Source organism: Paenibacillus mellifer, assembly GCF_023195895.1.
Taxonomy (GTDB): Bacteria; Bacillota; Bacilli; order Paenibacillales; family Paenibacillaceae; genus Fontibacillus; species Fontibacillus mellifer.
Window position 1 is genome coordinate 25677 of the sequence record NZ_JALPRK010000028.1, and the last position, 24655, is coordinate 50331.

Consider the following 24655-nt stretch of genomic DNA (forward strand, 5'->3'; position numbering starts at 1 on the left):
TTATTTCTTAATGGTTTGTTTGATTTTAACGAAGCTGTTTTTAGGACCTGGAATCGAGCCTTTAACAAGCAAGACGTTGCGTTCTGCATCCACGCGCACGATTTCGAGGTTTTGGATCGTTACGGTTTCGCTGCCCATATGTCCTGGAAGGCGTTTGCCTTTCGGTACACGGTTCGCTTGGATGGAACCCATGGAACCTGGTCTGCGATGGTAACGGGAACCGTGAGCCATTGGTCCGCGGCTTTGTCCCCAGCGTTTGATAACGCCTTGGAACCCTTTACCCTTCGAAATACCTGTTACGTCAACAAATTCGCCTTCAGCAAAAATATCAACTTTGACCTCTTGGCCAACCTCGTATCCTGCCAAATCAACACCGCGAATTTCGCGAACGTAGCGCTTAGGCGTTGCGCCTGCTTTCTTCGCATGCCCAACTTCAGGTTTGTTCGCTCTTGCTTCCTTCTTATCGGAATAACCGATTTGGATCGCTTCATAGCCGTCATTCTCCAGATCTTTCTTCTGCAGAACCACGTTAGAACTCGCCTCAATAACCGTTACAGGAACTACGTTCCCTTCCGGAGTAAACACTTGAGTCATTCCAAGTTTTTTTCCTAAGATACCTTTCATGTTGACACCTCTTTTCCTTTCCTGGTTACCTTACATATAGTAGGTATTACAATTTGATTTCGATATCTACACCGGACGGCAGGTCCAAGCGCATCAAGGCATCCACAGTTTGTGGAGTCGGGTTCACAATGTCGATCAGACGTTTGTGCGTCCGTTGTTCGAATTGTTCCCGGGAATCCTTGTACTTGTGTACCGCACGGAGAATAGTAATTACTTGCTTCTCAGTTGGCAGCGGAATCGGCCCGGATACGCCAGCACCCGAACGTTTTGCTGTTTCAACGATTTTCTCTGCGGATTGATCAAGAATTCTGTGGTCGTAAGCTTTCAAACGAATACGAATTTTTTGCTTTGCCATTTTAGTCCCTCCTTCTATCGCCCAATTTAGTATCGGACATACTCCGTGAAAATTTTCTGGCCACCCTCCCATGGCAAAGGGGCCGGGTGTGTCAGTAACCTCTCACATCATCGCAACGTCACAGAACAACATTCACTATTATATAGAAAAGGTAGGCGAAATGCAAGTATAATATCTGAAGTTTTTGTTTTCCAAAAAATAAAAGGAGCTGCTCTCCGAAACCGGAGGGCAGCTCCTTCTTTCAGGCTATATAAGCCTTCTTATTTGCTAATGTTAACAACGGCACCGGATCCAACTGTACGGCCGCCTTCACGAATGGAGAAACGAGTTCCTTCTTCGATCGCGATTGGGGAGATCAGTTGAACGGTAACTTCGATGTTATCGCCAGGCATAACCATTTCAGTACCTTCTGGCAGGTTGATGATGCCAGTTACGTCCGTTGTACGGAAGTAGAACTGAGGACGGTAGCCGGAGAAGAACGGCTTATGGCGTCCGCCTTCTTCTTTAGTCAATACGTATACTTGAGCGCTGAACTCAGTATGCGGATTAACGGAAGCTGGTTTAGCCAATACTTGACCGCGTTCGATTTGGTTACGGTCAACACCGCGGAGCAATGCGCCGATGTTGTCGCCCGCTTGAGCGGAATCAAGCAATTTACGGAACATTTCAACGCCGGTAACGACGGATTTTTTCGTTTCTTCATGGATACCCACGATTTCGATTTCGTCGCCGACTTTAACCGTACCACGCTCAACACGACCCGTAGCAACTGTACCACGGCCAGTGATCGAGAATACGTCCTCGACAGGCATCAGGAACGGTTTGTCAATTGGACGTTCTGGCAACGGAATGTACTCGTCGATAATTTCGAACATTTCAACGATTTTCTTAGCCCAATCGCCTTCTGGGTTTTGCAGAGCTTCACGAGCGGAACCACGGATGATTGGAGTGTCGTCGCCTGGGAACTCATATTCGTTCAACAGGTCACGAACTTCCATCTCAACCAATTCGAGCAACTCTTCGTCTTCAACCATGTCGCATTTGTTCAGGAACACGACGATGTAAGGTACGCCTACGTTACGGGACAACAGGATGTGCTCGCGAGTTTGCGGCATTGGGCCGTCAGCTGCGGATACAACCAAGATTGCGCCGTCCATTTGAGCTGCGCCGGTGATCATGTTTTTAACATAGTCGGCGTGTCCTGGGCAGTCAACGTGTGCGTAGTGACGGTTGTTGGTTTCATACTCAACGTGTGCCGTCGAGATTGTGATACCGCGTTCGCGCTCTTCTGGAGCTTTGTCGATTTGGTCGAATGCTACAGCAGCACCGCCATATGTTTTGGACAATACAGTCGTGATGGCTGCTGTCAGAGTTGTTTTACCATGGTCGACGTGACCAATCGTACCGATATTAACGTGCGGTTTTGTACGTTCGTATTTAGCCTTTGCCATTTTAAACAGTTCCTCCTTAAAATATGGATTGTTATGTGTGACCGTTCGGAAGAACAAATCCTCCGATCGGTAAATACATTAAGTTATTCTCCGCCTTTGTTCTTGGATACGATTTCCTCAGCGATGGTCTTCGGAACTTCTTCATAGTGAGAAAGTTCCATCGAGAATACGCCGCGTCCTTGCGTACCGGAACGAAGGGTTGTCGAGTAACCGAACATTTCGGAGAGAGGCACTTTCGCACGGATAATTTGAGCGCCACCGCGGGAATCCATACCTTCGATACGGCCACGGCGAGAGTTCAGCATACCCATAACGTCACCCATGTACTCCTCAGGTACCGTTACTTCAACTTTCATGATCGGCTCAAGCAGAATCGGCTGACATTTTTCTTTAGCCGCTTTCAGAGCCATGGAGCCGGCGATTTTAAACGCCATTTCACTGGAGTCGACATCATGGTACGAACCGTCTACGATTGTGGCTTTAACGTCTACAAGCGGGAAGCCTGCAAGTACACCATTCTTCATAGCTTCTTCAATACCTTGTTGTGCCGGAGCGATATACTCTCTAGGAACGGAACCACCGACGATTTTGCTCTCGAATTGGTTACCCGTGCCTGGTTCCAGCGGTTCAAATTCAACCCAGACGTGACCGTATTGACCACGACCACCGGACTGACGAACAAATTTACCTTCGACGCGTGCAGGAGCTTTGAATGTTTCACGGTAAGCAACTTGCGGTTTACCTACGTTCGTCTCAACTTTGAATTCACGGCGCATCCGGTCGATGATGATATCCAGGTGAAGTTCACCCATACCCGCAAGGATCGTTTGCCCCGTTTCTTCGTCTGTATGAGCGCGAAGCGTTGGGTCTTCCTCTGTCAATTTACCAAGAGCCACACCCATTTTATCCTGGTCGGCTTTCGTTTTAGGTTCAACGGCGATTTCGATAACCGGATCTGGGAAGTTCATCGATTCAAGAATAACCGGTGCCTTCTCATCACACAGTGTATCACCTGTCCCCGTATCTTTCAAACCAACAGCTGCCGCGATATCACCGGAGTAAACTTCGGAGATTTCTTGACGGCTGTTCGCGTGCATTTGCAGGATACGTCCGATCCGTTCGCGTTTGCCTTTCGTTGCATTCAACACGTAAGAACCGGATTGCAAAATACCGGAGTATACGCGGAAGAACGTCAGCTTACCTACGTAAGGGTCGGTCATGATTTTAAATGCAAGCGCCGAGAACGGTTCTTCATCAGAAGAGTGACGCTCTACTTCCGTACCATCCTCCAAGTGACCTTGGATGCTTGGTACGTCAATCGGAGCTGGCAAGTAATCGATAACGGCATCCAGCATCAGTTGAACCCCTTTGTTACGGTAGGAAGATCCACAGATAACCGGGAAGATTTTCACTTCGACAACACCCTTACGGAGCGCTGCTTTCAGTTCTTCAACGGTGATTTCCTCACCTTCGAGGTATTTCATCGTCAAGTCTTCGTCCAGCTCAGCAACCTTCTCAACAAGTTCCGCACGAAGCTCTTCAACTTGTGCTGTGAATTCAGAAGGAATTTCGGTTTCTTCGATATCCTGACCCAAATCATCTTTATACATATACGCTTTTTGCGCAACGATATCGATAATCCCGACAAAGTCATTTTCCGCACCGATTGGCAGTTGGATTGCAACTGCATTCGCTTGCAGACGCTCGCGCATATCTTTGACAACGTTCAGGTAATCAGCACCGATGATATCCATTTTGTTGACGTAAGCGATCCGTGGAACACCATAACGGTCAGCTTGTCTCCAAACGGTTTCAGACTGCGGTTCAACGCCTTCTTTAGCACTGAACACGCCTACAGCCCCGTCCAATACACGCAGGGAACGTTCGACTTCAACGGTGAAGTCGACGTGTCCCGGGGTATCGATGATATTTACGCGGTGACCTTTCCATTGAGCGGTCGTCGCAGCGGACGTAATCGTGATTCCGCGCTCTTGTTCTTGTTCCATCCAGTCCATCGTCGCAGCACCCTCGTGAACTTCCCCGATTTTGTGCGTACGGCCTGTGTAGAACAAGATCCGTTCCGTCGTGGTTGTCTTACCGGCGTCAATATGCGCCATAATCCCGATATTACGTGTATTTTTCAAGGAGAACTCTCTTGCCATGAATCTGTCTCCCTTCAAAATATAAATTTTGAAATACGGGCGTTATCCTACCAACGGTAGTGCGCGAACGCTTTGTTCGCTTCCGCCATCTTGTGCGTATCTTCGCGTTTCTTCACGGAAGCGCCCGTGTTGTTGGATGCATCGATGATCTCAGCAGCCAAACGCTCTTCCATCGTTTTCTCACCGCGGTTGCGGGAGTAGTTTACGAGCCAACGTAATCCCAAGGATGTACGTCTCTCTGGTTTAACCTCGATTGGAACCTGGTAGTTCGCGCCGCCGACACGACGAGCTTTAACTTCCAGTACAGGCATGATGTTTTTGATCGCTGCTTCAAACACTTCCATAGGGTCATTCCCCGTGCGCTCTTGAATGATGTTGAACGCATTATATAGAATGCTTTGAGCAACGCCGCGTTTACCGTCAAGCATGATGCGGTTGATCAAGCGAGTAACCAATTTGCTGTTATACACTGGATCTGGCAACACGTCTCTTTTCGTAACTGGACCTTTGCGTGGCATTGTTTGTTATCCCCCTTTCAGCAATAATTCAAACCAAGTTGTAGTTCAAAAACTCGTCTTTCGATCACGAGGCAGGAACAGAGAAGCTTATTCGACATCGAATCTTGAATTCAGCCGAGCCCTCCGTTGCTCACGTAGCTTACAGCTACGCTCCGCTACTCAGACTCTAGCTTCATCCAACCTTCTCGGTGCTCCAAACCCAACTTTTTGAACCTTCATTGAAATGATAGTTCGAAAAATCGTCTTTCGATCACGAATGATCTTAGGACTTCTTCGCTTTCGGACGTTTCGCGCCGTATTTGGAACGAGCTTGCATCCGATTGTTAACCCCAGCGGTATCCAAAGCTCCGCGTACGATATGGTAACGTACACCCGGAAGGTCTTTGACCCGGCCGCCGCGAATCAGTACAACACTGTGCTCTTGCAGGTTATGACCGATCCCCGGAATGTAAGCCGTCACCTCTACACGGTTCGTCAAACGAACACGAGCATATTTACGAAGTGCGGAGTTCGGTTTCTTCGGAGTCATCGTACCTACACGAGTGCAGACACCGCGTTTTTGCGGAGAACTCAAATCCGTAGCCTCACGTTTCAGAGCGTTAAACCCTCTTTGCAACGCTGGCGATTTGGATTTGTACACCTTATCTTGGCGTCCCTTACGTACTAATTGGTTAATTGTTGGCATGTTGTTGCCACCCCCTTCCTCAGAATTCAAATCTCTTTACAAACCTCTTGATTAAGCCCACAGACCCAGGCGGTTCATAAAAGAACAAAGGAAATGTTTTTGCCAAGGAGTTACCCTCATTAGCAAAAACATTTTCGATCAACTATGACTTTACGATCGCAGCCATCGCCGCTCCCACTTCAATCCCGCAAGCCTTGCCGAGATTGGCCATCGTATCCACATATGTGACTTTTACGGCATGTTGGTTGCATAAGGCGACGATCCTTGACGTAAGACGCGGATCTGCATTCTCAGCAACGTAAACTTCCTCGGCCCGTCCAAGTTCAACCATTCGCATGGTTTGCTTCGTGCCGATCTTAACCGGTGCGTCCCGTAGTCCTTTATCATTAGACATCATGACGTCCTCCAAAGCACAGGGTATTCCGTACTCACGCACTATGATATAGTATCACTCCGCTATAGCCGATGTCAAGCAAATTATTCAGCGGAATTCACCCGATAAAACAGGACCGGCGCGCCCCGGATGCAACACGCTTCTGGGCCGCGCCGGTATGATCTTCGTTCAGTGATTACTCTACAGAAACAGGCTCCAAACTTTCTTCTGCAGTCTCATCTTGCTCCGGTTCTTCAAATTGAATGCTGCGATAACGATTCATGCCGGTACCGGCTGGAATCAGCTTACCGATGATGACATTCTCTTTCAAACCGAGCAACTTATCGACTTTGCCTTTGATGGCAGCGTCGGTAAGCACCCGCGTCGTTTCCTGGAAGGAAGCGGCGGACAAGAAGGAATCAGTTTCCAGCGACGCTTTCGTAATCCCGAGCAGAACCGGTTTGGCAACCGCCGGCTCTTTCCCGGAGAGGATCGCGTCTTTGTTGGCAACTTCATACTCGTGCAGGTCAACGAAAGAGCCCGGCAAGAGCGGCGTATCGCCGGCATCTACGATCCGGATCTTGCGCAGCATTTGGCGAATCATGACTTCAACGTGTTTGTCGTTGATTTCTACGCCTTGGTTCCGGTAAACGCGTTGTACTTCCTGCAGAATGTAGTTCTGTACGCCGCGGATCCCTTTGATGCGCAAAATTTCTTTCGGGTCGATCGAACCATCCGTCAATTCATCGCCGGCTTCGATCTCGTCGCCTTCGCTGACGCGCAGGCGAGAACCGTAAGTAACAGAGTAAACTTTCGTTTCCGCTTCGCCTTGAACCTCGATTTCGCGACGGTCCTTTGCTTCACGGATCTCCTTAATCACGCCGTCGATCTCACTGATCGTTGCTTGACCTTTCGGATTCCGAGCTTCGAATAGCTCCTGAATCCGCGGAAGACCTTGGGTAATATCGTCACCCGCAACGCCCCCGGTATGGAACGTACGCATGGTGAGCTGTGTCCCTGGTTCACCGATCGATTGAGCCGCAATAATTCCGACGGCTTCCCCGATTTCCACGTGTTTCCCGGTGGCCAGGTTGCGTCCGTAACACTTCTTGCACACGCCATGACGAGCGCGGCAGCTGAGCACGGAGCGAATTTGCAGTTTGGCAATGCCTGCATCAACGATTTCATGCGCTTTATCGGAGTCGATCAATTCATTACGATGAATGATGATCTCGCCCGTCTGCGGATGCTTGATCGTCTCGAACGAGTAACGGCCTTCGATCCGGTCGTACAGGTCCTCGATAACCTCTTTACCATCTTGAATCACGCTGACGGTAAAGCCTTTATCCGTACCGCAATCTTCTTCGCGAACGATAACGTCCTGGGCCACGTCGACAAGCCGGCGTGTCAAGTAACCGGAGTCGGCGGTCCGCAGCGCGGTATCGGCCAAACCTTTCCGCGCACCGTGCGTCGACAAGAAGTACTCGAGGACGGTCAGGCCTTCGCGGAAGTTCGATTTGATCGGGAGTTCGATGATCCGACCCGCCGGGTTGGCCATCAGCCCCCGCATACCGCCCAGCTGGGTGATCTGCGATTTGTTACCGCGTGCCTTGGAGTCAACCATGAGCATGATGGAATTGTAGCGATCCATCGATTTCATGAGCACGTCGGTAATTTGGTCCTTACATTTGGACCAGATATCGATAACGCGGTCATACCGTTCTTCATTGGTAATCAAACCGCGACGGTATTGATTCGTTACAACCCGTACTTTCTCATCGGAATCACGCAGGATCTCCTGCTTCTCCTGAGGCACGATAACGTCCGCCACCGCGATACTTACACCCGCGCGAGTCGAGTAAGTAAAGCCAGTTTGCTTGATTCTGTCCAGAATGATGGAGGTTTCCGTCGTATGGTAGATTTCGAAGCAGCGGCCGATAATTTCGCCTAGGTATTCCTTGCCGACACCGCCTGCTTGCGGAGCAGCCATGATGCGTTCCAGAACATTGGCGCCTTTATCATGGATAAAGTAATGATCCGGCGTTCCTTGGAACAAGTTCACCCGAGTTGCTTCGTTGATATATGGGAAACTAGCCGGGAAAATCTCATTGAAAATGATTTTACCCACGGTCGTGATCAGCAAAGCATTTTGCTGTGCTTCCGTAAAGCTGGTTTTGCCCAACGCTTTAGTTGGAATCGCTACCCGCGCATGCAGAGAAGCCGTGCCGCGTTGATAAGCCGATACCGCTTCGTTAATCGAAGACAGAATCATACCGGCGCCTTTGGCTTCCTTGTTATCCATCGTCAGATAGTAGGAGCCGAGGACCATGTCCTGCGAAGGCGTAACGACAGGTTTACCGTCTTTCGGGTTCAAAATGTTGCCCGATGCAAGCATCAAGATACGAGCTTCCGCTTGAGCTTCCGCAGACAACGGCACGTGAACAGCCATTTGGTCACCGTCGAAGTCGGCATTGTACGCCGTACAAACGAGCGGATGCAGACGGATGGCACGGCCCTCAACCAGAATCGGCTCGAACGCCTGGATGCCGAGACGGTGAAGCGTAGGTGCACGGTTCAAGAGAACCGGATGCTCCTTAATGACTTCTTCGAGCACGTCCCAAACTTCCGGACTGACACGTTCAACTTTGCGTTTTGCGCTCTTGATGTTATGGGCTAAACCTTTGTTAACCAGCTCTTTCATGACGAAAGGCTTGAACAACTCCAGCGCCATTTCCTTCGGCAAACCGCATTGGTACATTTTCAGATACGGGCCTACGACGATAACAGAACGACCGGAGTAGTCAACCCGTTTCCCGAGCAGGTTCTGCCGGAACCGACCTTGTTTCCCTTTGAGCATATGGCTCAGGGATTTCAATGGACGGTTGCCTGGACCTGTAACCGGACGGCCGCGACGACCGTTGTCGATCAGAGCGTCAACGGCTTCCTGCAGCATGCGTTTCTCGTTTTGAACAATGATGTCCGGCGCGCCCAGGTCAAGCAATCGTTTCAACCGGTTGTTCCGGTTGATCACGCGGCGATACAGATCGTTCAAGTCGGACGTTGCAAAACGGCCGCCATCGAGCTGAACCATCGGACGCAGTTCCGGCGGAATGACTGGAAGTACGTCGAGGATCATCCACTCCGGCTCGTTGCCGGAGCTTTTGAACGCTTCGATGACTTCCAAACGTTTAATTGCACGGTTACGGCGTTGACCTTGGGCCGTGCGTAATTCTTCCTTCAGGAAATCAAGCTCTTTGTCGATATCGAGATCCTGGAGCAGCTTCTTCACCGCTTCCGCCCCCATACCAGCCTGGAATCCGTAGCCGTATTTCTCGCGGTAGCTGCGGTATTCTTTCTCGGACAAAAGTTGCTTTTTCTCCAGCGGCGTTTCGCCGGGATCGGTTACGACATAAGATGCAAAATAAATGATCTCTTCCAGGGAACGAGGAGACATGTCGAGCGCAAGGCCCATCCGGCTCGGGATCCCTTTGAAGTACCAAATATGAGACACCGGCGCCGCCAGTTCGATATGCCCCATCCGTTCACGGCGCACTTTAGCGCGGGTAACCTCAACGCCGCAGCGGTCGCAGACGACGCCTTTGTAGCGAACGCGTTTATATTTACCGCAATGACATTCCCAGTCTTTGGTTGGGCCAAAAATCTTTTCGCAGAACAGCCCTTCCTTCTCTGGCTTCAATGTGCGATAGTTGATCGTTTCCGGTTTCTTTACTTCTCCGCGGGACCAAGAACGAATTTTATCTGGGGAAGCAAGCCCAATTTTCATAAACTCGAAGTTGTTGACGTCCAACAAGGAGCATCCCTCCTTAACCAAGTCCTGATTTGACTGTATAACGCTCTATTCTACGCCGACTTCTGCGCCTTCCAGATTGAGACTGAGCTTGTCGCCCGACGCATCATCCTCGTCGTCGATCTCTTTCATCTCGATCTCTTCTTCGTTTTCGGTCAGGATCTTGACGTCCATACCCAAGCTTTGCAGCTCTTTGATCAAGACCTTAAACGATTCAGGCACGCCCGGTTCAGGCACGTTTTCTCCCTTGACGATGGACTCGTAGGTTTTCACCCGACCAACCACGTCATCCGATTTGACGGTAAGAATCTCTTGCAGCGTATAAGCGGCGCCATAAGCCTCCAACGCCCACACTTCCATCTCCCCGAAACGCTGTCCGCCAAACTGAGCTTTACCACCCAGCGGCTGCTGCGTAACGAGCGAGTAAGGACCTGTCGAACGGGCATGGATTTTATCATCAACCATGTGCGCGAGTTTGATCATGTGCATGACACCGACGGTAACTTCACGTTCAAACGGTTCACCCGTCCGACCATCATAAAGGATCGTTTTACCGTTACGTTGCATACCGGCTTCTTCCATCGTATCGAACACATCTTCTTCGTTCGCCCCATCGAATACCGGCGTAGCCACGTGAATCCCCATTTTTAAGGCAGCCATACCCAGGTGAATTTCCAATACCTGCCCAATATTCATCCGGGAAGGTACGCCCAGCGGATTCAGGACAACCTGTACCGGTGTTCCGTCCGGCATAAACGGCATATCTTCTTCCGGCAAAATACGAGCCACGACCCCTTTGTTACCATGGCGTCCGGCCATTTTGTCGCCTTCGGAGATTTTCCGTTTTTGCGCGATGTACACGCGAACGAGTTGATTCACGCCCGGCGGCAATTCGTCGCCGTTATCGCGGGTAAACACCTTCACATCAACAACGATCCCGTCCGTACCATGCGGTACGCGCAGAGAAGTGTCGCGAACTTCGCGAGCCTTCTCCCCGAAGATGGCGTGCAACAGGCGTTCTTCCGCCGTCAGTTCGGTTACGCCCTTCGGCGTCACTTTACCAACCAGGATATCGCCGGCGGCAATTTCCGCACCGACGCGGATAATGCCGCGTTCGTCCAGGTTACGCAACGCTTCTTCGCCGACATTTGGAATGTCGCGGGTAATTTCTTCCGGCCCCAGCTTCGTATCGCGGGCTTCGGATTCGTATTCCTCGATGTGGATCGAAGTGTATACGTCTTCCTTCACCAGCTTCTCACTAAGCAGGATCGCATCCTCGTAGTTGTAACCTTCCCAAGTCATAAAGGCAACGACTACGTTACGGCCAAGTGCCAATTCGCCCATTTCCGTCGAAGGACCGTCGGCCAGGATGTCACCTTTCTTGATAACGTCTCCCCGCTTCACGATCGGACGTTGGTTAATGCAGGTTCCTTGGTTAGAACGCATAAATTTGTGTAATTTATGTTTAACAAGGTCGCCTTTGACTTCCTTGCCGTCCACGACTTCAACGCGGCGCAGCCAAATTTCGTTAGCCGCCGAACGTTCGATGATCCCATCGTATTTCGACACGATGCAGACCCCGGAGTCCTTGGCCGATTTATGCTCCATCCCGGTTCCGACGAGCGGAGCCTTCGGAATGAGCAACGGTACCGCTTGACGCTGCATGTTCGAACCCATAAGCGCACGGTTCGAGTCGTCATTTTCCAAGAAAGGAATCAACGCTGTCGCGACGGATACGACCTGTTTCGGCGAAATATCCATGTAATCTACACGGCTGCTCGGCATGGTCAAGATGTTATCCGACTGTTTGTTGTAACGAACGATAACCGATTCATCTTCGAACTTGTTATCTTCGGTCAACTTCGCATTGGCCTGGGCAATGATATAGTTGTCTTCCTCATCTGCCGTCAGGTAAGCGACTTGATCGGTAACGACTCCCGTCTTCGGATCAACCCAACGATACGGAGCTTCGATAAAGCCGTACTCGTTAATTCTCGCAAACGTCGACAAGGAGTTGATCAAACCGATGTTCGGACCTTCCGGCGTCTCGATCGGACACATCCGGCCGTAGTGGGACGGGTGAACGTCACGAACTTCCATGCCGGCGCGTTCCCGGGTCAAACCACCAGGACCCAGTGCGGACAAACGGCGTTTGTGAGTCAACTCAGCAAGCGGGTTCGTTTGGTCCATGAACTGCGACAACTGGGAGCTGCCGAAGAACTCTTTGATCGATGCAATGACCGGACGAATATTGATCAAAGCCTGCGGCGTGATCACATTCGCGTCCTGAATCGACATTCTTTCGCGCACGACGCGTTCCATCCGGGACAAGCCAATGCGGAATTGGTTCTGCAAGAGCTCACCGACCGAACGCAAACGACGGTTGCCGAGATGGTCGATATCATCCGTGCTGCCGATGCCGTGCAGCAGATTGATAAAATAGCTGATTGAAGAAATAATATCAGCAGGCGTGATATGCTTCACCGATTTATCGATGTTGCGGTTCGCAATCACCTTAACCACTTTGCCGTCTTCAATCGGCGAGAATACGTCGATGGTTTGCAAAGGCACATCATCCGCATCAAGCACACCGCCGGCAACATGGTAATTCTTGAAACCAACATTGTTCTCAAGAAGTGGCAAAATCTCGTCCAACAGACGACGATCCACCATTTGTCCGGCTTCGGCGATGATTTCACCTGTAGTCGTGTCAATCAACGACTCCGCGAGACGTTGGTTGAACAAACGGTTTTTGATATGCAGCTTTTTATTGATTTTGTAACGGCCGACATTGGCCAAATCGTAACGTTTTGGATCGAAGAAGCGAGCTACGAGCAAGCTCTTCGCATTCTCAAGAGTCGGCGGCTCGCCCGGACGCAGACGTTCATAGATTTCGATCAGCGCTTTCTCCGTCGAATCCGTATTGTCTTTGTCGAGCGTATTACGAATATACTCATCGTTGCCGAGCAATTCTAGAATTTCCGCATCTGTTCCGAAGCCAAGCGCACGAAGCAGCACGGTTACCGGAATTTTGCGCGTGCGATCGATCCGCACATAAATAATATCCTTCGCGTCCGTCTCCAACTCAAGCCAAGCGCCGCGGTTTGGAATAACGGTTGCGGTATACATTTTCTTCCCGTTCTTATCCACTTTCGTGCTGAAATAGACGCTAGGAGAGCGAACCAACTGGCTGACAATAACCCGTTCCGCACCGTTAATAATGAACGTACCGGTTTCGGTCATCAGCGGGAAATCTCCCATGAATACTTCCTGCTCTTTGACTTCGCCGGTTTCCTTATTAATAAGCCGGACTTTGACCCGAAGCGGCGCCGCATAGGTAACGTCGCGTTCCTTCGCGTCATCCACCGTATACTTCGGTTCGCCCAGGCTGTAATCGATAAACTCCAACACCAGATTCCCGGTGAAATCCTGAATCGGCGAGATATCTTGGAACATTTCCCGAAGGCCTTCTTCCAAGAACCACTCATAGGATTTCTGCTGGATTTCGATCAGGTTCGGTACTTCGAGTATCTCGTTAATTCGCGCATAACTACGCCGAGTGCGTCGACCATATTGAACAAGATGTCCTGCCAACTTAAACTCACCCCTCATGTCTACTCACTTTAAAAATACATTGCGAACCCGTGTTTGTGCCCTTATAATAGGACCATACGGATTCATCCACAAATAAAGAAAAGCCCTTATCGAATGCTTTCGAAAAAAGAGCATCATTTATCCGTGTCTGTTTCTGCTCTGATGTCCCCGTATTTATTAGTTTATCCAAAATGTGCATATTATACGTAAAACAACACATTTTTATGCATTGTTTTCGCAAAGCTATTGACATTTCACTAAACTAAAGCCACCGAGGGCATCCTAATGCTGACATTTTATAATAATAACATATCGATTTTGTCAAGTCAACCTTAATTCCAATTCAAGCTTTGACGGCTTTATAGATCCGGTACCCTTTATCCTTCGTTACTTCCTCCACTTGAGCAAATAGCGACTCCAACTTCGCCTTCGCCGAAGGCGCACCTTGTTTCTTCTGAATAACCACCCATAGCGATCCGCCCGAACGCAAGCGTTCATAGGCACCTTCGAAGATCGCATGAACCGTGGCCTTGCCGGCGCGAATGGGCGGATTGGTCAGCACCACGTCAAATTGCCGTTCCCCTACCGCCGAGAACAGATCACTTTCCGCTATCGTCACGTTGTTCACTCCGTTGGCGGCTGCATTTTCCTTAGCCAACTCCACAGCACGTGAGTTCACGTCGATCATCATCACATGCCCTCGACTAGCCAACCTGGCCGCCGTAAGCCCAATCGGTCCGTACCCGCAGCCTACATCCAGCACTTCGGCATCCTCCGGTATGTCCATCGCCTCGATCAAGGTACGACTTCCGAAATCAACGCCCCCTTTGGCAAACACACCCGCATCACTGACAAAACGTAAGGTTTGTCCCCGCAGCATAGCCTCCCAAGTCTTCCGATCATGAGCCGCGGTCGGCTTGTTGGAGTAATAGTGATCTGACATGATTCCGTGTTCCCTCCATTAATACTTATGATCAATTAAACGGTATGTCCCCTATTATATCCATTCCCGCCGAATGAAGTAAGGGGAGATAAGCAACAAACCCCTTGAATCAAGTTCAAGGGGTTTGTTATAGGAGAAGTAGCGATTACTTCACTTCTACAGTTGCGCCTGCTTCTTCCAATTTCGCTTTCACGCTGTCTGCTTCTTCTTTGCCCACTTTTTCTTTCAGTGGTTTTGGTGCGTTATCAACCAAGTCTTTTGCTTCTTTCAAGCCGAGGCCTGTGATTTCGCGAACCACTTTGATAACGTTGATTTTGGAAGCACCAGCGTTAGTCAGGATTACGTCGAATTCGGATTGTTCTTCAGCTGCTACAGCACCGCCGCCGCCGCCAGCTACAACAACCGGAGCTGCTGCAGTTACGCCGAATTCTTCTTCGATTGCTTTAACGAGATCGTTCAGTTCAAGAACGGTCATACCTTTGATTGCTTCCAAGATTGCTTCTTTACTCATGGTAGAACCTCCATTATATAATAGTTTATTTTTTTGCGAATCAGATGACTTGCTTCCGCAAGGCTAACTTACGCGCTTGCTTCTTCTTTCTCGGCAACGGCTTTGACAGCCAATGCGAAGTTGCGCACTGGTGCTTGAAGCACGCTGAGGAGCATCGAAAGGAGACCTTCGCGGGACGGAAGATCCGCCAACGCTTTGATTTGGTCGACGCCAACAACACGGCCTTCAACCACGCCACCTTTCACTTTCAGAGCATCGTTCTTCTTGGCGAAATCGCTCAAGATTTTGGCTGGAGCTACTGCATCTTCCGCACTGAACGCGATGGCCGTAGGACCGGTCAACACTTCGTCCAGCTCAGTCAATTCCGCAGCAGCGGTAGCGCGACGAACGAGCGTGTTCTTAAGCACTTGGAATTCCACGCCAGCTTCACGAAGCTGTTTGCGGAGTTCGGTAACTTGAGCAACATTCAATCCGCGGTAGTCCGCAACAACAGTCGTTGCGCTTTCGCGCAATTTCGTTGTTACAACTTCAACGGCTTCTTGTTTTGCTTGAATGACATTTGCGTTTGCCAAACTGCACACCTCCTATTTAGATTCATGAGCCTATTGCTATATCCGCAAGGCATTGAAAAAGCCTCCGCAGAAATCACGAAGGCTTGATGGATCATCTGTACACAGCAACGCTGCATGCATTGACGTTCTATCACAACACCTCGGTAGGAAATTAAGCCTTACGGCACCTACTGTCTACGGTAAGCATATTCTTATTTAAGTCTCACATAAAACAACTGTTTCAGTATACCAAGGCGACACTAGCGTGTCAATCCCCGATCCGGAAAGTGCGGAAGGTATTATCTGTAAACGGCTGTATTCACGCGAGCGCTTGGGCCCATGGTCGAAGAAATCGCGATATTCTTCAAGTATACGCCTTTGGCAGCAGCCGGTTTTGCCCGGTTCAATGCGTCGATGAGAGCTTTGAGGTTCTCATTCAATTGTTCGGAAGTAAACGATACTTTACCGATCGGCGCATGGATTTGACCTGCTTTATCCAAACGATACTCAATTTTACCCGCTTTGATTTCTTGAACGGCTTTAGCTACGTCAAACGTAACCGTGCCTGCTTTAGGGTTAGGCATAAGGCCTTTACCGCCGAGCAGACGGCCAAGCTTACCAACTTCGCTCATCATGTCCGGTGTAGCTACGCAGACATCGAACTCGAACCAGCCTTGTTGGATTTTGTTGATCATGTCTTGATCGCCAACGAAATCTGCTCCGGCCGCTTCCGCTTCCTTCACTTTTTCACCTTTGGCGAATACCAATACGCGTTGGGTTTTGCCCGTGCCATGCGGCAGAACAACGACACCACGAACGGCTTGGTCTTGTTTACGAGGGTCTACGCCCAAACGCACTGCAGCTTCAACGGTTTCGTCGAATTTTGCAGTCGCTGCCTTCTTCACCAGTTCAACGGCTTCAGAAGGCTCATATGTCGCTTCGCTGTCAATCAGCTTAGCGGCTTCCAGGTATTTCTTACCGTGTTTAGCCATGAATTCGTCCTCCTTTGTGGTATTAGCGGAAATTCCTCCCACTGAGGATGAAAACTAACAATGCTTGTCGCATAGATTAATTTCATCCGAGGATCCAAGATTAGTCTTGAATCGTGATGCCCATACTGCGAGCGGTACCTTCAACCATGCGCATAGCCGCTTCAACGGATGCTGCGTTCAGGTCAGGCATTTTTTGCTCCGCGATTTGACGAACGGTATCGCGTTTCACGGTAGCCACTTTCTTCTTGTTCGGTTCGCCGGAACCCTTCTCGATCTTCGCTGCAACACGAAGCAGAACGGCTGCCGGAGGAGTTTTGGTGATGAAAGTAAAAGAACGGTCTTCAAACACCGAAATTTCAACCGGAATGATCAAACCTGCTTGATCGGCGGTACGTGCGTTAAATTCCTTACAGAATGCCATGATGTTGACACCCGCTTGACCCAACGCCGGACCTACCGGAGGTGCAGGGTTCGCTTTACCTGCAGGAATTTGCAGTTTTACCACTTTGATAACTTTTTTCGCCATGTAAAACACCTCCTTGCCCTAATTGTGGTAGACGGAACCCTTCGGCTCCTCCCACTTCAAAACCCTAAGAAACCTTAATAGAGGAAATTCAAAAAGTCAACTTTTGATCACGAAGTAATCATGAAGCGGATTCGGCATCGAATCTTGAATTCACCCGGGCCTTCCGTTGCTCACGTAGCTTCCAGCTACGCTCTGCTACTCAGTCCCCAGCTTCATCCAACCTTCTCGGTGCTGAAAACTCGACTTTTTGAATAGCCAATTATATCTTCTCCACTTGAGTGTAATCCAGCTCAAGCGGGGTTTCTCGTCCAAACATGTTGACGTGAACCTTGACCTTGCTCTTCTCGGTCAGAATCTCTTCTACCGAGCCAACAAAATTGGCAAACGGACCAACTTTGATGCGTACGGATTCTTTGAGCTCGAATTCGATGACCGGCTTCGGCTCCTCCATCCCCATATGCGCCAAAATCTGATCCACTTCTTCAGGGAGCAGCGGCGTAGGTTTGGAGCCAGAACCCGTGGAGCCAACAAACCCGGTGACTCCCGGTGTGTTGCGAACAACATACCAAGAATCGTCGGTTTGGATCATTTCCACCAAGACGTAACCGGGGTAAACTTTACGCATGACGGTCTTCTTCTTACCGTCTTTGTTTACCACTTCTTCTTCCATCGGAACAAGAACGCGGAATATCTTGTCTTCCATGCCCATAGACTCGACGCGTTTTTCCAAATTGGCTTTGACTTTGTTCTCATACCCGGAATAGGTATGAACGACATACCATCTTTTTTCCATATCAAGCCACCTAAGGACCCTTCTTAAATTATCGCTTCGATCACAGCAGAGATGCCGATGTCCAGAACCCAAAAATAAATCGCGACAACGGTAATTGTACCGAGCACAATCAGCGTATAATTAGTCAGCTCTTTACGATTAGGCCAGCGAACCTTTTTAAGCTCAGCCCAGCTCTCAGAGAAAAAAGAAAACAACGACTTGAAACTACGTTTCATGCGCGACTACACCTCCAAAGACTATCTGGTTTCGCGATGAGGAACTTGCTCGTTACAGAACTTGCAAAATTTCTTCATCTCCATGCGGTCGGGGTGGTTACGCTTGTTTTTCGTTGTCGTGTAGTTTCTTTGTTTGCAATTCGTACAAGCCAACGTAATTATTACCCGCATGATGTGCACCTCCCGAAGACATTCTAAATGAGCTGTCTCTATATTGACCTAAATCGAATGTTTGTCACCTAAAAAAGGGAAACACAAAATTAGGCCTACCTAAAACACTTTATCACATGGCACTACCCGTGTCAACGAGACATCCAGCTAACCTCTTCGATTATTTATAGTATAACTCATGGAATTGGAAGATAAACCCGTAGGGGGAGAATCCTTTGGAGAAACGCTGCAGAGAAGTAGAGGAGAAGAAGTCGGATACGGCAAGTAAATCCGCAAAGTCACGGCCGCTATGAGTCCATAGAACAACGATTAATCGTGGTAAAAAAAGGGCCTCCTGCAACTAAACTGGTACCCATACACTGGACACTTGAAAAAAAGTGTTTAGTCGTATGGGTACCTTTTTGTATACTGAAGTTAACATTAGGGGGCGGACAAGATGGGCAAAAAGTATTTTAATCATAACGAGCAGGAACGATTATCGAAGAATCCGAACGTTCTACGAGTAAGTGAAAAGTCGATAACCTACGCGGATGAATTCAAGCGTCTATTTATCGAACAATATTTATTAGGTCAAACACCGAGAGAAATCTTTGAAACGAACGGATTCGATGTAGAAATACTCGGGATGAAGCGAGTGGAGCAGTGTGCCGATCGATGGAAGAAGGCTTACGAAAAGGATGGTATTGTTGGATTAGTGGACTCCCGTAAAGATGCCGTGCTTCGTCCTTCCAAACGAGTATTATCCCAAGAAGAGATCATCGCTAGGCAGGAAGCGAAGATTAGACTTTTAGAGGAACAGCTGGCCTATGTAAAAAAGTTAGACAAGAACGAAAGGAGGCTGTTAGCAAACGGAGAAAAACTGAGCAAGACTGAGTGCTTTGAGCTCATACAGAATGCCGTAAAGCAAGGGCTACAGCGAATGACACGTTATTTCTGTGAGTTGCTTGGTGTGTCTCGCTCTGGGTACTACAACTATCTAGATACTGCAGATCGGCGACTTGAACGTGCTCAAGCAGATGAGAAGGCTGGAGACCTGATCAAAAGGGCCTTTAATCGGAGAGGTTTCAAAAAGGGCTCTCGGTCCATCAAGATGACTTTAGAAAATGACTACGGTACGGTATACAACCTGAAACGTATCCGGAGATTGATGAAGAAGTTTAACCTCGTGTGCCCGCATCGGAAAGCCAACCCGTACCGACGTATGGCTAAAGCTACCCAAGAACACCGTACGCTTGAAAACAAGTTACAGAGAGACTTTAAGAAGGGGATTCCAGGTCTCGTGCTGCTAACAGATATCACATACCTTCCGTACGGAAAATCCCAGACGGCCTATTTGTCGACCATCCTGGATGCATCTACCGGTGAGCTTGTTGCTCATAACTTATCCACCACCCTCCAACTTCCCATAGCTACAGAAACAATACGGTTGTTAATGAAACAAAAGCGCTTAAAGTTGCATAACAACGCCTTCATTCATTCTGACCAAGGTGGTCATTATACCAGCCCCGCCTACCAGAAACTATTAAGAGACGAGGGTCTAGGACAATCCATGTCCAGACGCGGTAACTGCTGGGATAATGCACCCCAGGAGTCTTTCTATGGTCACATGAAAGATCATGTGAAGAGCCGACACTGTCAAACCTTTACTGAATTAAGACGAGAAATTAATCGGTATATCCATTATTACAACCATTACAGGTACCAGTGGGGATTAAAAAAGATGACCCCTGTACAATACAGGAATCATCTCTTGAGTGCTGCTTAACTCTTTTTTTTAAAAGTGTCCTTGACTGAGGGTCCAGTTTACAACCAGGCAACCCTTGAGTCTACTTGTTTATGTAATACCTCATTAAATAAGAATTAGTTCAGATGCTGCCATCGCGCACTTCCAAATAACGTTCCAGCTTACGCTTTACGCGTTGCAGGGCATTATCGATCGATTTCACGTGTCGATTCAAATCTACTGCGATTTCCTGATAGGATCTTCCGTCCAAATACAGCATAAGCACTTTGCGCTCCAGATCACTGAGGATTTCGGACATCTTGTCCTCTAGGCCGGTGAACTCCTCTTGATTGATAATCAATTCTTCCGGATCACTCACCTGAGTGCCGCAAATGACATCGAGCAACGTCCGATCCGATTCTTCATCGTAGATCGGCTTGTCCAAAGAAACGTACGAATTAAGCGGAATATGCTTCTGCCTCGTAGCCGTCTTAATCGCGGTAATGATCTGCCTCGTGATGCACAACTCCGCGAACGCTTTGAAAGAAGCGAGCTTATCCCCCCGAAAGTCCCGGATCGATTTGTAGAGTCCGATCATGCCTTCCTGGATAATGTCCTCACGATCCGCGCCGATCAGAAAATAAGATCTGGCCTTAGCGCGCACGAAGCTCCGGTACTTGTTAATCAAGTACTCCAACGCTTCACTGTCGCCTTCCCGAACCGCCTCGACAATGTCTTCGTCACTTTGGATCTCATAGTCAAACCTTACCCATGTTTCGAGTTTGACACTCACCACAAATCCCTCCGGCCGCAACGCACGGTTCCCCGTCACTCATTCAAGTAATACGAACAGTATATATGAAGGTGCATATTAGCGTCAACCGCAAAAGTACCAAAAGATGTAAAGTCGAACTTTGTCAAGGTCATTTGGTAGCAGAACTGGAGAATGCCCTTTCATTCCCTGCGCCATCGTTCGAACAGCTTACGCTGCTCTGGGGTCAGCTTGGCATCGAGGGTGTTGCGGCTAGAATTGGCGCTGCGCTCGGCGATTTTCGCCTGGATTTCCTTCTCGCTTTGCTCTACTTGGATTAGGAGCTCCCTGGCCGACACCCGCAATGCCCCTTGACCAAAAATCACGTGTTGCTCCACCATATCGCTTGTTGCGACGTAAATCTGCCGTCGACGGTGCTTGAGCTCGCCGACCAAGCGTTCTATACATTCGTCCGCCGTTTCCTTCTCCTTGGTAAAGTACATCTCCACCTTGTTTTGGGAATAGGCCTTCCCAAGCCCCGGAACCCGATAGGCATCAAAGACGACGATCACCTTTCTCCCGGAGTAGGCTTGATAATCGGCGAGCCGCTCAAGCAACCTGTCCCTTGCGGCTTGCAGATCCCGTTTGGACAATTCGGCCAACTCGGCCCACCCGCCGATCATATTGTATCCGTCAACCAATAGCACATCGCGCAAATCGCGCATGGCCTTTATCCTTCAGCGCGTCGTCTGCGCAGCACTTCGTACATAATAACCCCGGCGGCGACGGAGGCATTCAGCGAATTTAACCGACCATTCATCGGGAGCTTGACCAGGACGTCGCAAGTCTCCCGAACCAGGCGTCCCATGCCTTTGTTCTCATTGCCGATGACGATCGCCACTGGTCCCGTCAGCACGTTGCCGCTGCGGTACATCTCTTCTTTTGCACCTACGTCTGTACCGACGATCCATACGCCCGCTTCCTTCAGTTGCTCCATCGTCTGCACCAGATTTGTCACCCGAGCGACGGGAATGTACTCCACAGCCCCGGCAGAGGTTTTGGACACCGTAGCCGTTACTGCAACCGAGCGGCGTTTAGGGATAATTACCCCATGTACCCCCGTGCATTCGGCCGTCCGTAATATCGAACCCAGGTTATGCGGATCCTCGATCTCGTCCAAAATCAGCAAGAACGGGTCTTCGCCGCGTTCCTTCGCACGAGCCAGCAAATCCTCCACCTCAGCGTAGGCGTATGGAGCGACCTGGGCGACCACCCCTTGATGCTGCAAGCCGGGTGCCATTTGGTCCAGCTTGCGCTTGTCGACGAACTGCACGATGACGCCGTGTTTTTTGGCTTCAGCCACGATGGGCTGGGTTAGATGCTTCTGGGCGCCTTCGGCCACCCATATTTTATTGATCGTGCGTCCAGCATGCAGCGCTTCGAGCAGCGAATGCTTACCGCCAATCCATTCTTGTTCCTCCATCGGAATCCTCCTATGCAATGGTGACGCGTATTTAGCCGCGGTCCCGGTTATCCTCCAAATGGGCGAACCCTTCGGCGATCAACCCGCGGAGGCGGTCATGCGCTCCGGTATAATACAGGTACCCCACCAAGCTCTCAAAAGCGGTGGCAAGGCGATAATCCAGCACGTTGGCGTTCTTCGGCACCGTGCCGGATTTGGCGTTGCGCCCTTGACGAACAACGTCTCTCTCTTCCTCGGTTAGCAGCGGCTCGATCAGCTCCAGGAGCCGCGCTTGCGCCTTGGCCGAGACATACTTCGTCGACTGGCCATGCAGGTGGTGGGGCCGCAAATTCGGGCGGGCCATCACATGCTGGCGGACGGCGACTTCGTAGACGGCGTCGCCGATGTAGGCGAGGGCGAGCGGCGGCAGCAGCCGGGCGGGCTTGGCGGGCGGGTCGGGGAACCAGAGCTCGGCGGATATGCCGTGCTCTGGGGCCGCAGACCCGCAACCAGGGGCAAGGGGCGGCAGCGGCCCGGTCAGCGCCTCTTGCCCTGCGCCCGGCCCGTGCGGCTCGCTCATTTGCGCCGCCATCTCATGCCCTGCGGCGTGTCCTCGAGCACGATGCCCCGGGCGTCCAGCAGGTCGCGAATTTCGTCCGCGCGCGCCCAGTTCTTGGCCTTCCGCGCTTCGGCCCGCTCCGCGATCAGCGCTTCGATCTCTTCGCCGGGCAGTTCGGTCTCCGGCGGCAAGGCGATGCGCAGCACGCCGTTCATCTCCTCGAACAGCCGTAGCGCCGCTTCCAGATCGCCGCGGGCGGCTACCGGCTGCTGCAGCAGCGTATTGACTTCGCTCACCCATTCAAACACCGCCGTAATCGCATCCGGGGTGTTGAAGTCGTCTTGCATTTTGGCATGGAACAAACTACGTACCTCTTCCAGCTTCTCTGCCCACTCCAGCGTAATTTTCGACTCGCCGCCTTGCGGTGCCGCATTCATCCGATGACGTAGATTGTTTGCAGCGTTGCTGATCCGCTCTACACTGCGTTCCGCCTGTTGCATCGTTTCTTCCGAGAAATTCAGCGGATTGCGATAATGAGTCGACAGCATGAAGTAGCGGATCGCTTCCCGTTTGTATAGCGCGCGCAAATCCTTAACAAGAACGCCATTGCCGAGGGATTTGGACATCTTCTCCCCGTCGATATTGATATATCCGTTATGCATCCAGTAATTGGCCAACGGCTTGCCGGTGGCGGCTTCCGACTGCGCTACCTCGCATTCGTGGTGAGGGAACTGCAGGTCCTGGCCTCCGCCGTGGATATCCAGCGTGTCACCCAGCAATTGCCGGGACATCGCCGAGCATTCAATATGCCAGCCAGGGCGACCTTCGCCCCAAGGGCTGCTCCAATGAATTTCACCGGGCTTGGCCGCTTTCCAGAGTACGAAATCCTCCGGATTTTCCTTGCGATCGTCCACGTCAATGCGGATACCGAACTGCAGCTCGCCGATATTTTGTCCGGACAACTTGCCGTAATCCGGGAATTTGTTCGTACGATAGAACACGTCCCCGCCGCTTTCGTAGGCAAACCCTTTTTGCTCCAGGTCGCGGATAAAATCGATGATCACTTCCATGTTCTCCGTAACCCGTGGATTCGCCGTAGCCCGCGGAATTCCGAGGCCGTCCAGATCCTCGTAATAGGCTTTAATGAACATCTCAGCCACTTCGGGCACGGTCAGATTCATTTCTTCCGCCTTGCGGATCAGTTTATCGTCCACGTCCGTAAAGTTGACGACGTAATTCACATCATATTGCTGATTCTCCAGGTAACTGCGCACCACGTCAAAGAAGATCATCGGCCGCGCGTTCCCAATATGAATATAACCGTAGACGGTAGGTCCGCAAACATACATCTTCACTTTTCCCGGCGTCAGACTAACGAACTCTTCCTTGGCCCGGGTTAAGGTGTTATAAATCTGCAATCCCATTCTGCACTTTCCTTCCTTGTAAGGTCGTTTTCAAATCGGCTTCCCATCACGAAGTGGCTCAGGGAGCGGAAGCGGCGTCGAATCTTGAATTCAGTCGGTCGCTCCGTTGCTCACGTAGGTCTGCCTACGCTCCGCTACTCCCTCTCTCCTTCATCCAACCTTCTCGGTGCTGATAACCCCATTTGAAAACCTTGATTTGACTGAGGTCGTTTTCAAATCGGCTTCCCATCACGAAGTGGCTCAGGGAGCGGAAGCGGCGTCGAATCTTGAATTCAGTCGGTCGCTCCGTTGCTCACGTAGGTCTGCCTACGCTCCGCTACTCCCTCTCTCCTTCATCCAACCTTCTCGGTGCTGATAACCCCATTTGAAAACCTTGATTAACTGAGGTGGTTTTAAATCGGCTTCCCATCACGAAGTGGCTCAAGGGAGCGGATTCGGCGTCGAATCTTGAATTCAGTCGGCTG

Annotated in this window: 23 protein-coding genes and 1 other annotated feature; of the genes, 1 reads left to right on the forward strand and 22 read right to left on the reverse strand. The window is 50.3% G+C overall.

Features of this window, described 5'->3' with window-relative positions; all coding sequences use genetic code 11:
* The 17 genes from rplC to rpmG form a co-directional block, all read right to left on the reverse strand.
* The gene (rplC, locus tag M0651_RS21350; RefSeq protein WP_248553717.1) at positions 1-624 is read right to left on the reverse strand and encodes a 50S ribosomal protein L3; all 624 of its coding nucleotides are present in this window, start codon (positions 622-624) and stop codon (positions 1-3) included.
* A 46-nt stretch (positions 625-670) separates the two neighbouring features.
* Positions 671-979 (reverse strand): 30S ribosomal protein S10, encoded by a 309-nt coding sequence (rpsJ, locus tag M0651_RS21355; protein ID WP_009226637.1) that lies wholly within the window; start codon positions 977-979, stop codon positions 671-673.
* Between the two features lie 260 nt (positions 980-1239).
* Positions 1240-2430 carry an elongation factor Tu gene (gene tuf, locus M0651_RS21360; RefSeq protein WP_248553718.1) on the reverse strand — a complete coding sequence of 397 codons (1191 nt, stop codon included), beginning with the start codon at positions 2428-2430 and terminating at the stop codon, positions 1240-1242.
* An 83-nt stretch (positions 2431-2513) separates the two neighbouring features.
* Complete coding sequence (gene fusA, locus M0651_RS21365; RefSeq protein ID WP_248553719.1) at positions 2514-4592, reverse strand: elongation factor G; 2079 nt, start codon at positions 4590-4592, stop codon at positions 2514-2516.
* A 47-nt stretch (positions 4593-4639) separates the two neighbouring features.
* On the reverse strand, positions 4640-5110 hold the full coding sequence (rpsG, locus tag M0651_RS21370; RefSeq protein ID WP_046680956.1) for a 30S ribosomal protein S7: 471 nt from the start codon (positions 5108-5110) through the stop codon (positions 4640-4642).
* A gap of 262 nt (positions 5111-5372) precedes the next feature.
* A complete protein-coding gene (gene rpsL / locus M0651_RS21375; protein ID WP_018753998.1) occupies positions 5373-5795 on the reverse strand; it encodes a 30S ribosomal protein S12 in 423 nt (140 codons plus the stop codon).
* A 142-nt stretch (positions 5796-5937) separates the two neighbouring features.
* Positions 5938-6189, reverse strand: coding sequence for a ribosomal L7Ae/L30e/S12e/Gadd45 family protein (locus M0651_RS21380; protein WP_240269703.1), 252 nt, complete (start codon positions 6187-6189; stop codon positions 5938-5940).
* A 175-nt stretch (positions 6190-6364) separates the two neighbouring features.
* On the reverse strand, positions 6365-9979 hold the full coding sequence (gene rpoC, locus M0651_RS21385) for a DNA-directed RNA polymerase subunit beta' (RefSeq protein ID WP_248553720.1): 3615 nt from the start codon (positions 9977-9979) through the stop codon (positions 6365-6367).
* Between the two features lie 45 nt (positions 9980-10024).
* Positions 10025-13570, reverse strand: a complete 3546-nt coding sequence (rpoB, locus tag M0651_RS21390) for a DNA-directed RNA polymerase subunit beta (RefSeq protein WP_248553721.1) — start codon at positions 13568-13570, stop codon at positions 10025-10027.
* Positions 13571-13913: 343 nt separating this feature from the next.
* Entirely contained in the window at positions 13914-14513 is a 600-nt protein-coding gene (locus M0651_RS21395) for a class I SAM-dependent methyltransferase (protein ID WP_248553722.1), read from the reverse strand.
* Between the two features lie 145 nt (positions 14514-14658).
* Complete coding sequence (rplL, locus tag M0651_RS21400) at positions 14659-15024, reverse strand: 50S ribosomal protein L7/L12 (protein WP_248553723.1); 366 nt, start codon at positions 15022-15024, stop codon at positions 14659-14661.
* 68 nt (positions 15025-15092) lie between these two features.
* Positions 15093-15596 (reverse strand): 50S ribosomal protein L10, encoded by a 504-nt coding sequence (gene rplJ, locus M0651_RS21405; protein ID WP_248553724.1) that lies wholly within the window; start codon positions 15594-15596, stop codon positions 15093-15095.
* Positions 15597-15641: 45 nt separating this feature from the next.
* Positions 15642-15794 (reverse strand) — a sequence feature (ribosomal protein L10 leader region).
* A gap of 80 nt (positions 15795-15874) precedes the next feature.
* Entirely contained in the window at positions 15875-16567 is a 693-nt protein-coding gene (rplA, locus tag M0651_RS21410; RefSeq protein WP_248553725.1) for a 50S ribosomal protein L1, read from the reverse strand.
* Positions 16568-16667: 100 nt separating this feature from the next.
* Positions 16668-17093: a 50S ribosomal protein L11 gene (rplK, locus tag M0651_RS21415; RefSeq protein WP_016310704.1), complete on the reverse strand. Its 426-nt coding sequence runs from the start codon at positions 17091-17093 to the stop codon at positions 16668-16670.
* A 259-nt stretch (positions 17094-17352) separates the two neighbouring features.
* Positions 17353-17886, reverse strand: coding sequence for a transcription termination/antitermination protein NusG (nusG, locus tag M0651_RS21420; protein WP_155608370.1), 534 nt, complete (start codon positions 17884-17886; stop codon positions 17353-17355).
* 23 nt (positions 17887-17909) lie between these two features.
* Positions 17910-18101, reverse strand: a complete 192-nt coding sequence (gene secE / locus M0651_RS21425) for a preprotein translocase subunit SecE (RefSeq protein WP_009226623.1) — start codon at positions 18099-18101, stop codon at positions 17910-17912.
* 21 nt (positions 18102-18122) lie between these two features.
* Complete coding sequence (gene rpmG / locus M0651_RS21430; RefSeq protein ID WP_071784256.1) at positions 18123-18272, reverse strand: 50S ribosomal protein L33; 150 nt, start codon at positions 18270-18272, stop codon at positions 18123-18125.
* A 436-nt stretch (positions 18273-18708) separates the two neighbouring features.
* Here rpmG and M0651_RS21435 point away from each other — a divergent pair, with 436 nt between their 5' ends.
* A complete protein-coding gene (locus tag M0651_RS21435) occupies positions 18709-20037 on the forward strand; it encodes an IS3 family transposase (RefSeq protein WP_248553726.1) in 1329 nt (442 codons plus the stop codon).
* 100 nt (positions 20038-20137) lie between these two features.
* On the opposite strand, the gene sigH is transcribed toward M0651_RS21435, so the two are convergent.
* From sigH to cysS, 5 genes are all read right to left on the reverse strand, one after another.
* Positions 20138-20791 (reverse strand): RNA polymerase sporulation sigma factor SigH, encoded by a 654-nt coding sequence (sigH, locus tag M0651_RS21440; RefSeq protein ID WP_372491028.1) that lies wholly within the window; start codon positions 20789-20791, stop codon positions 20138-20140.
* Positions 20792-20949: 158 nt separating this feature from the next.
* A complete protein-coding gene (locus M0651_RS21445) occupies positions 20950-21471 on the reverse strand; it encodes an NYN domain-containing protein (RefSeq protein ID WP_248553727.1) in 522 nt (173 codons plus the stop codon).
* A 5-nt stretch (positions 21472-21476) separates the two neighbouring features.
* A complete protein-coding gene (gene rlmB / locus M0651_RS21450) occupies positions 21477-22229 on the reverse strand; it encodes a 23S rRNA (guanosine(2251)-2'-O)-methyltransferase RlmB (RefSeq protein ID WP_248553728.1) in 753 nt (250 codons plus the stop codon).
* A gap of 31 nt (positions 22230-22260) precedes the next feature.
* The gene (locus M0651_RS21455) at positions 22261-22800 is read right to left on the reverse strand and encodes a Mini-ribonuclease 3 (protein ID WP_248553729.1); all 540 of its coding nucleotides are present in this window, start codon (positions 22798-22800) and stop codon (positions 22261-22263) included.
* The gene (cysS, locus tag M0651_RS21460; RefSeq protein ID WP_248553730.1) at positions 22785-24191 is read right to left on the reverse strand and encodes a cysteine--tRNA ligase; all 1407 of its coding nucleotides are present in this window, start codon (positions 24189-24191) and stop codon (positions 22785-22787) included. Before cysS ends, M0651_RS21455 begins: the two co-directional genes overlap by 16 nt.
* Between the last annotated feature and the right edge of the window lie 464 nt (positions 24192-24655).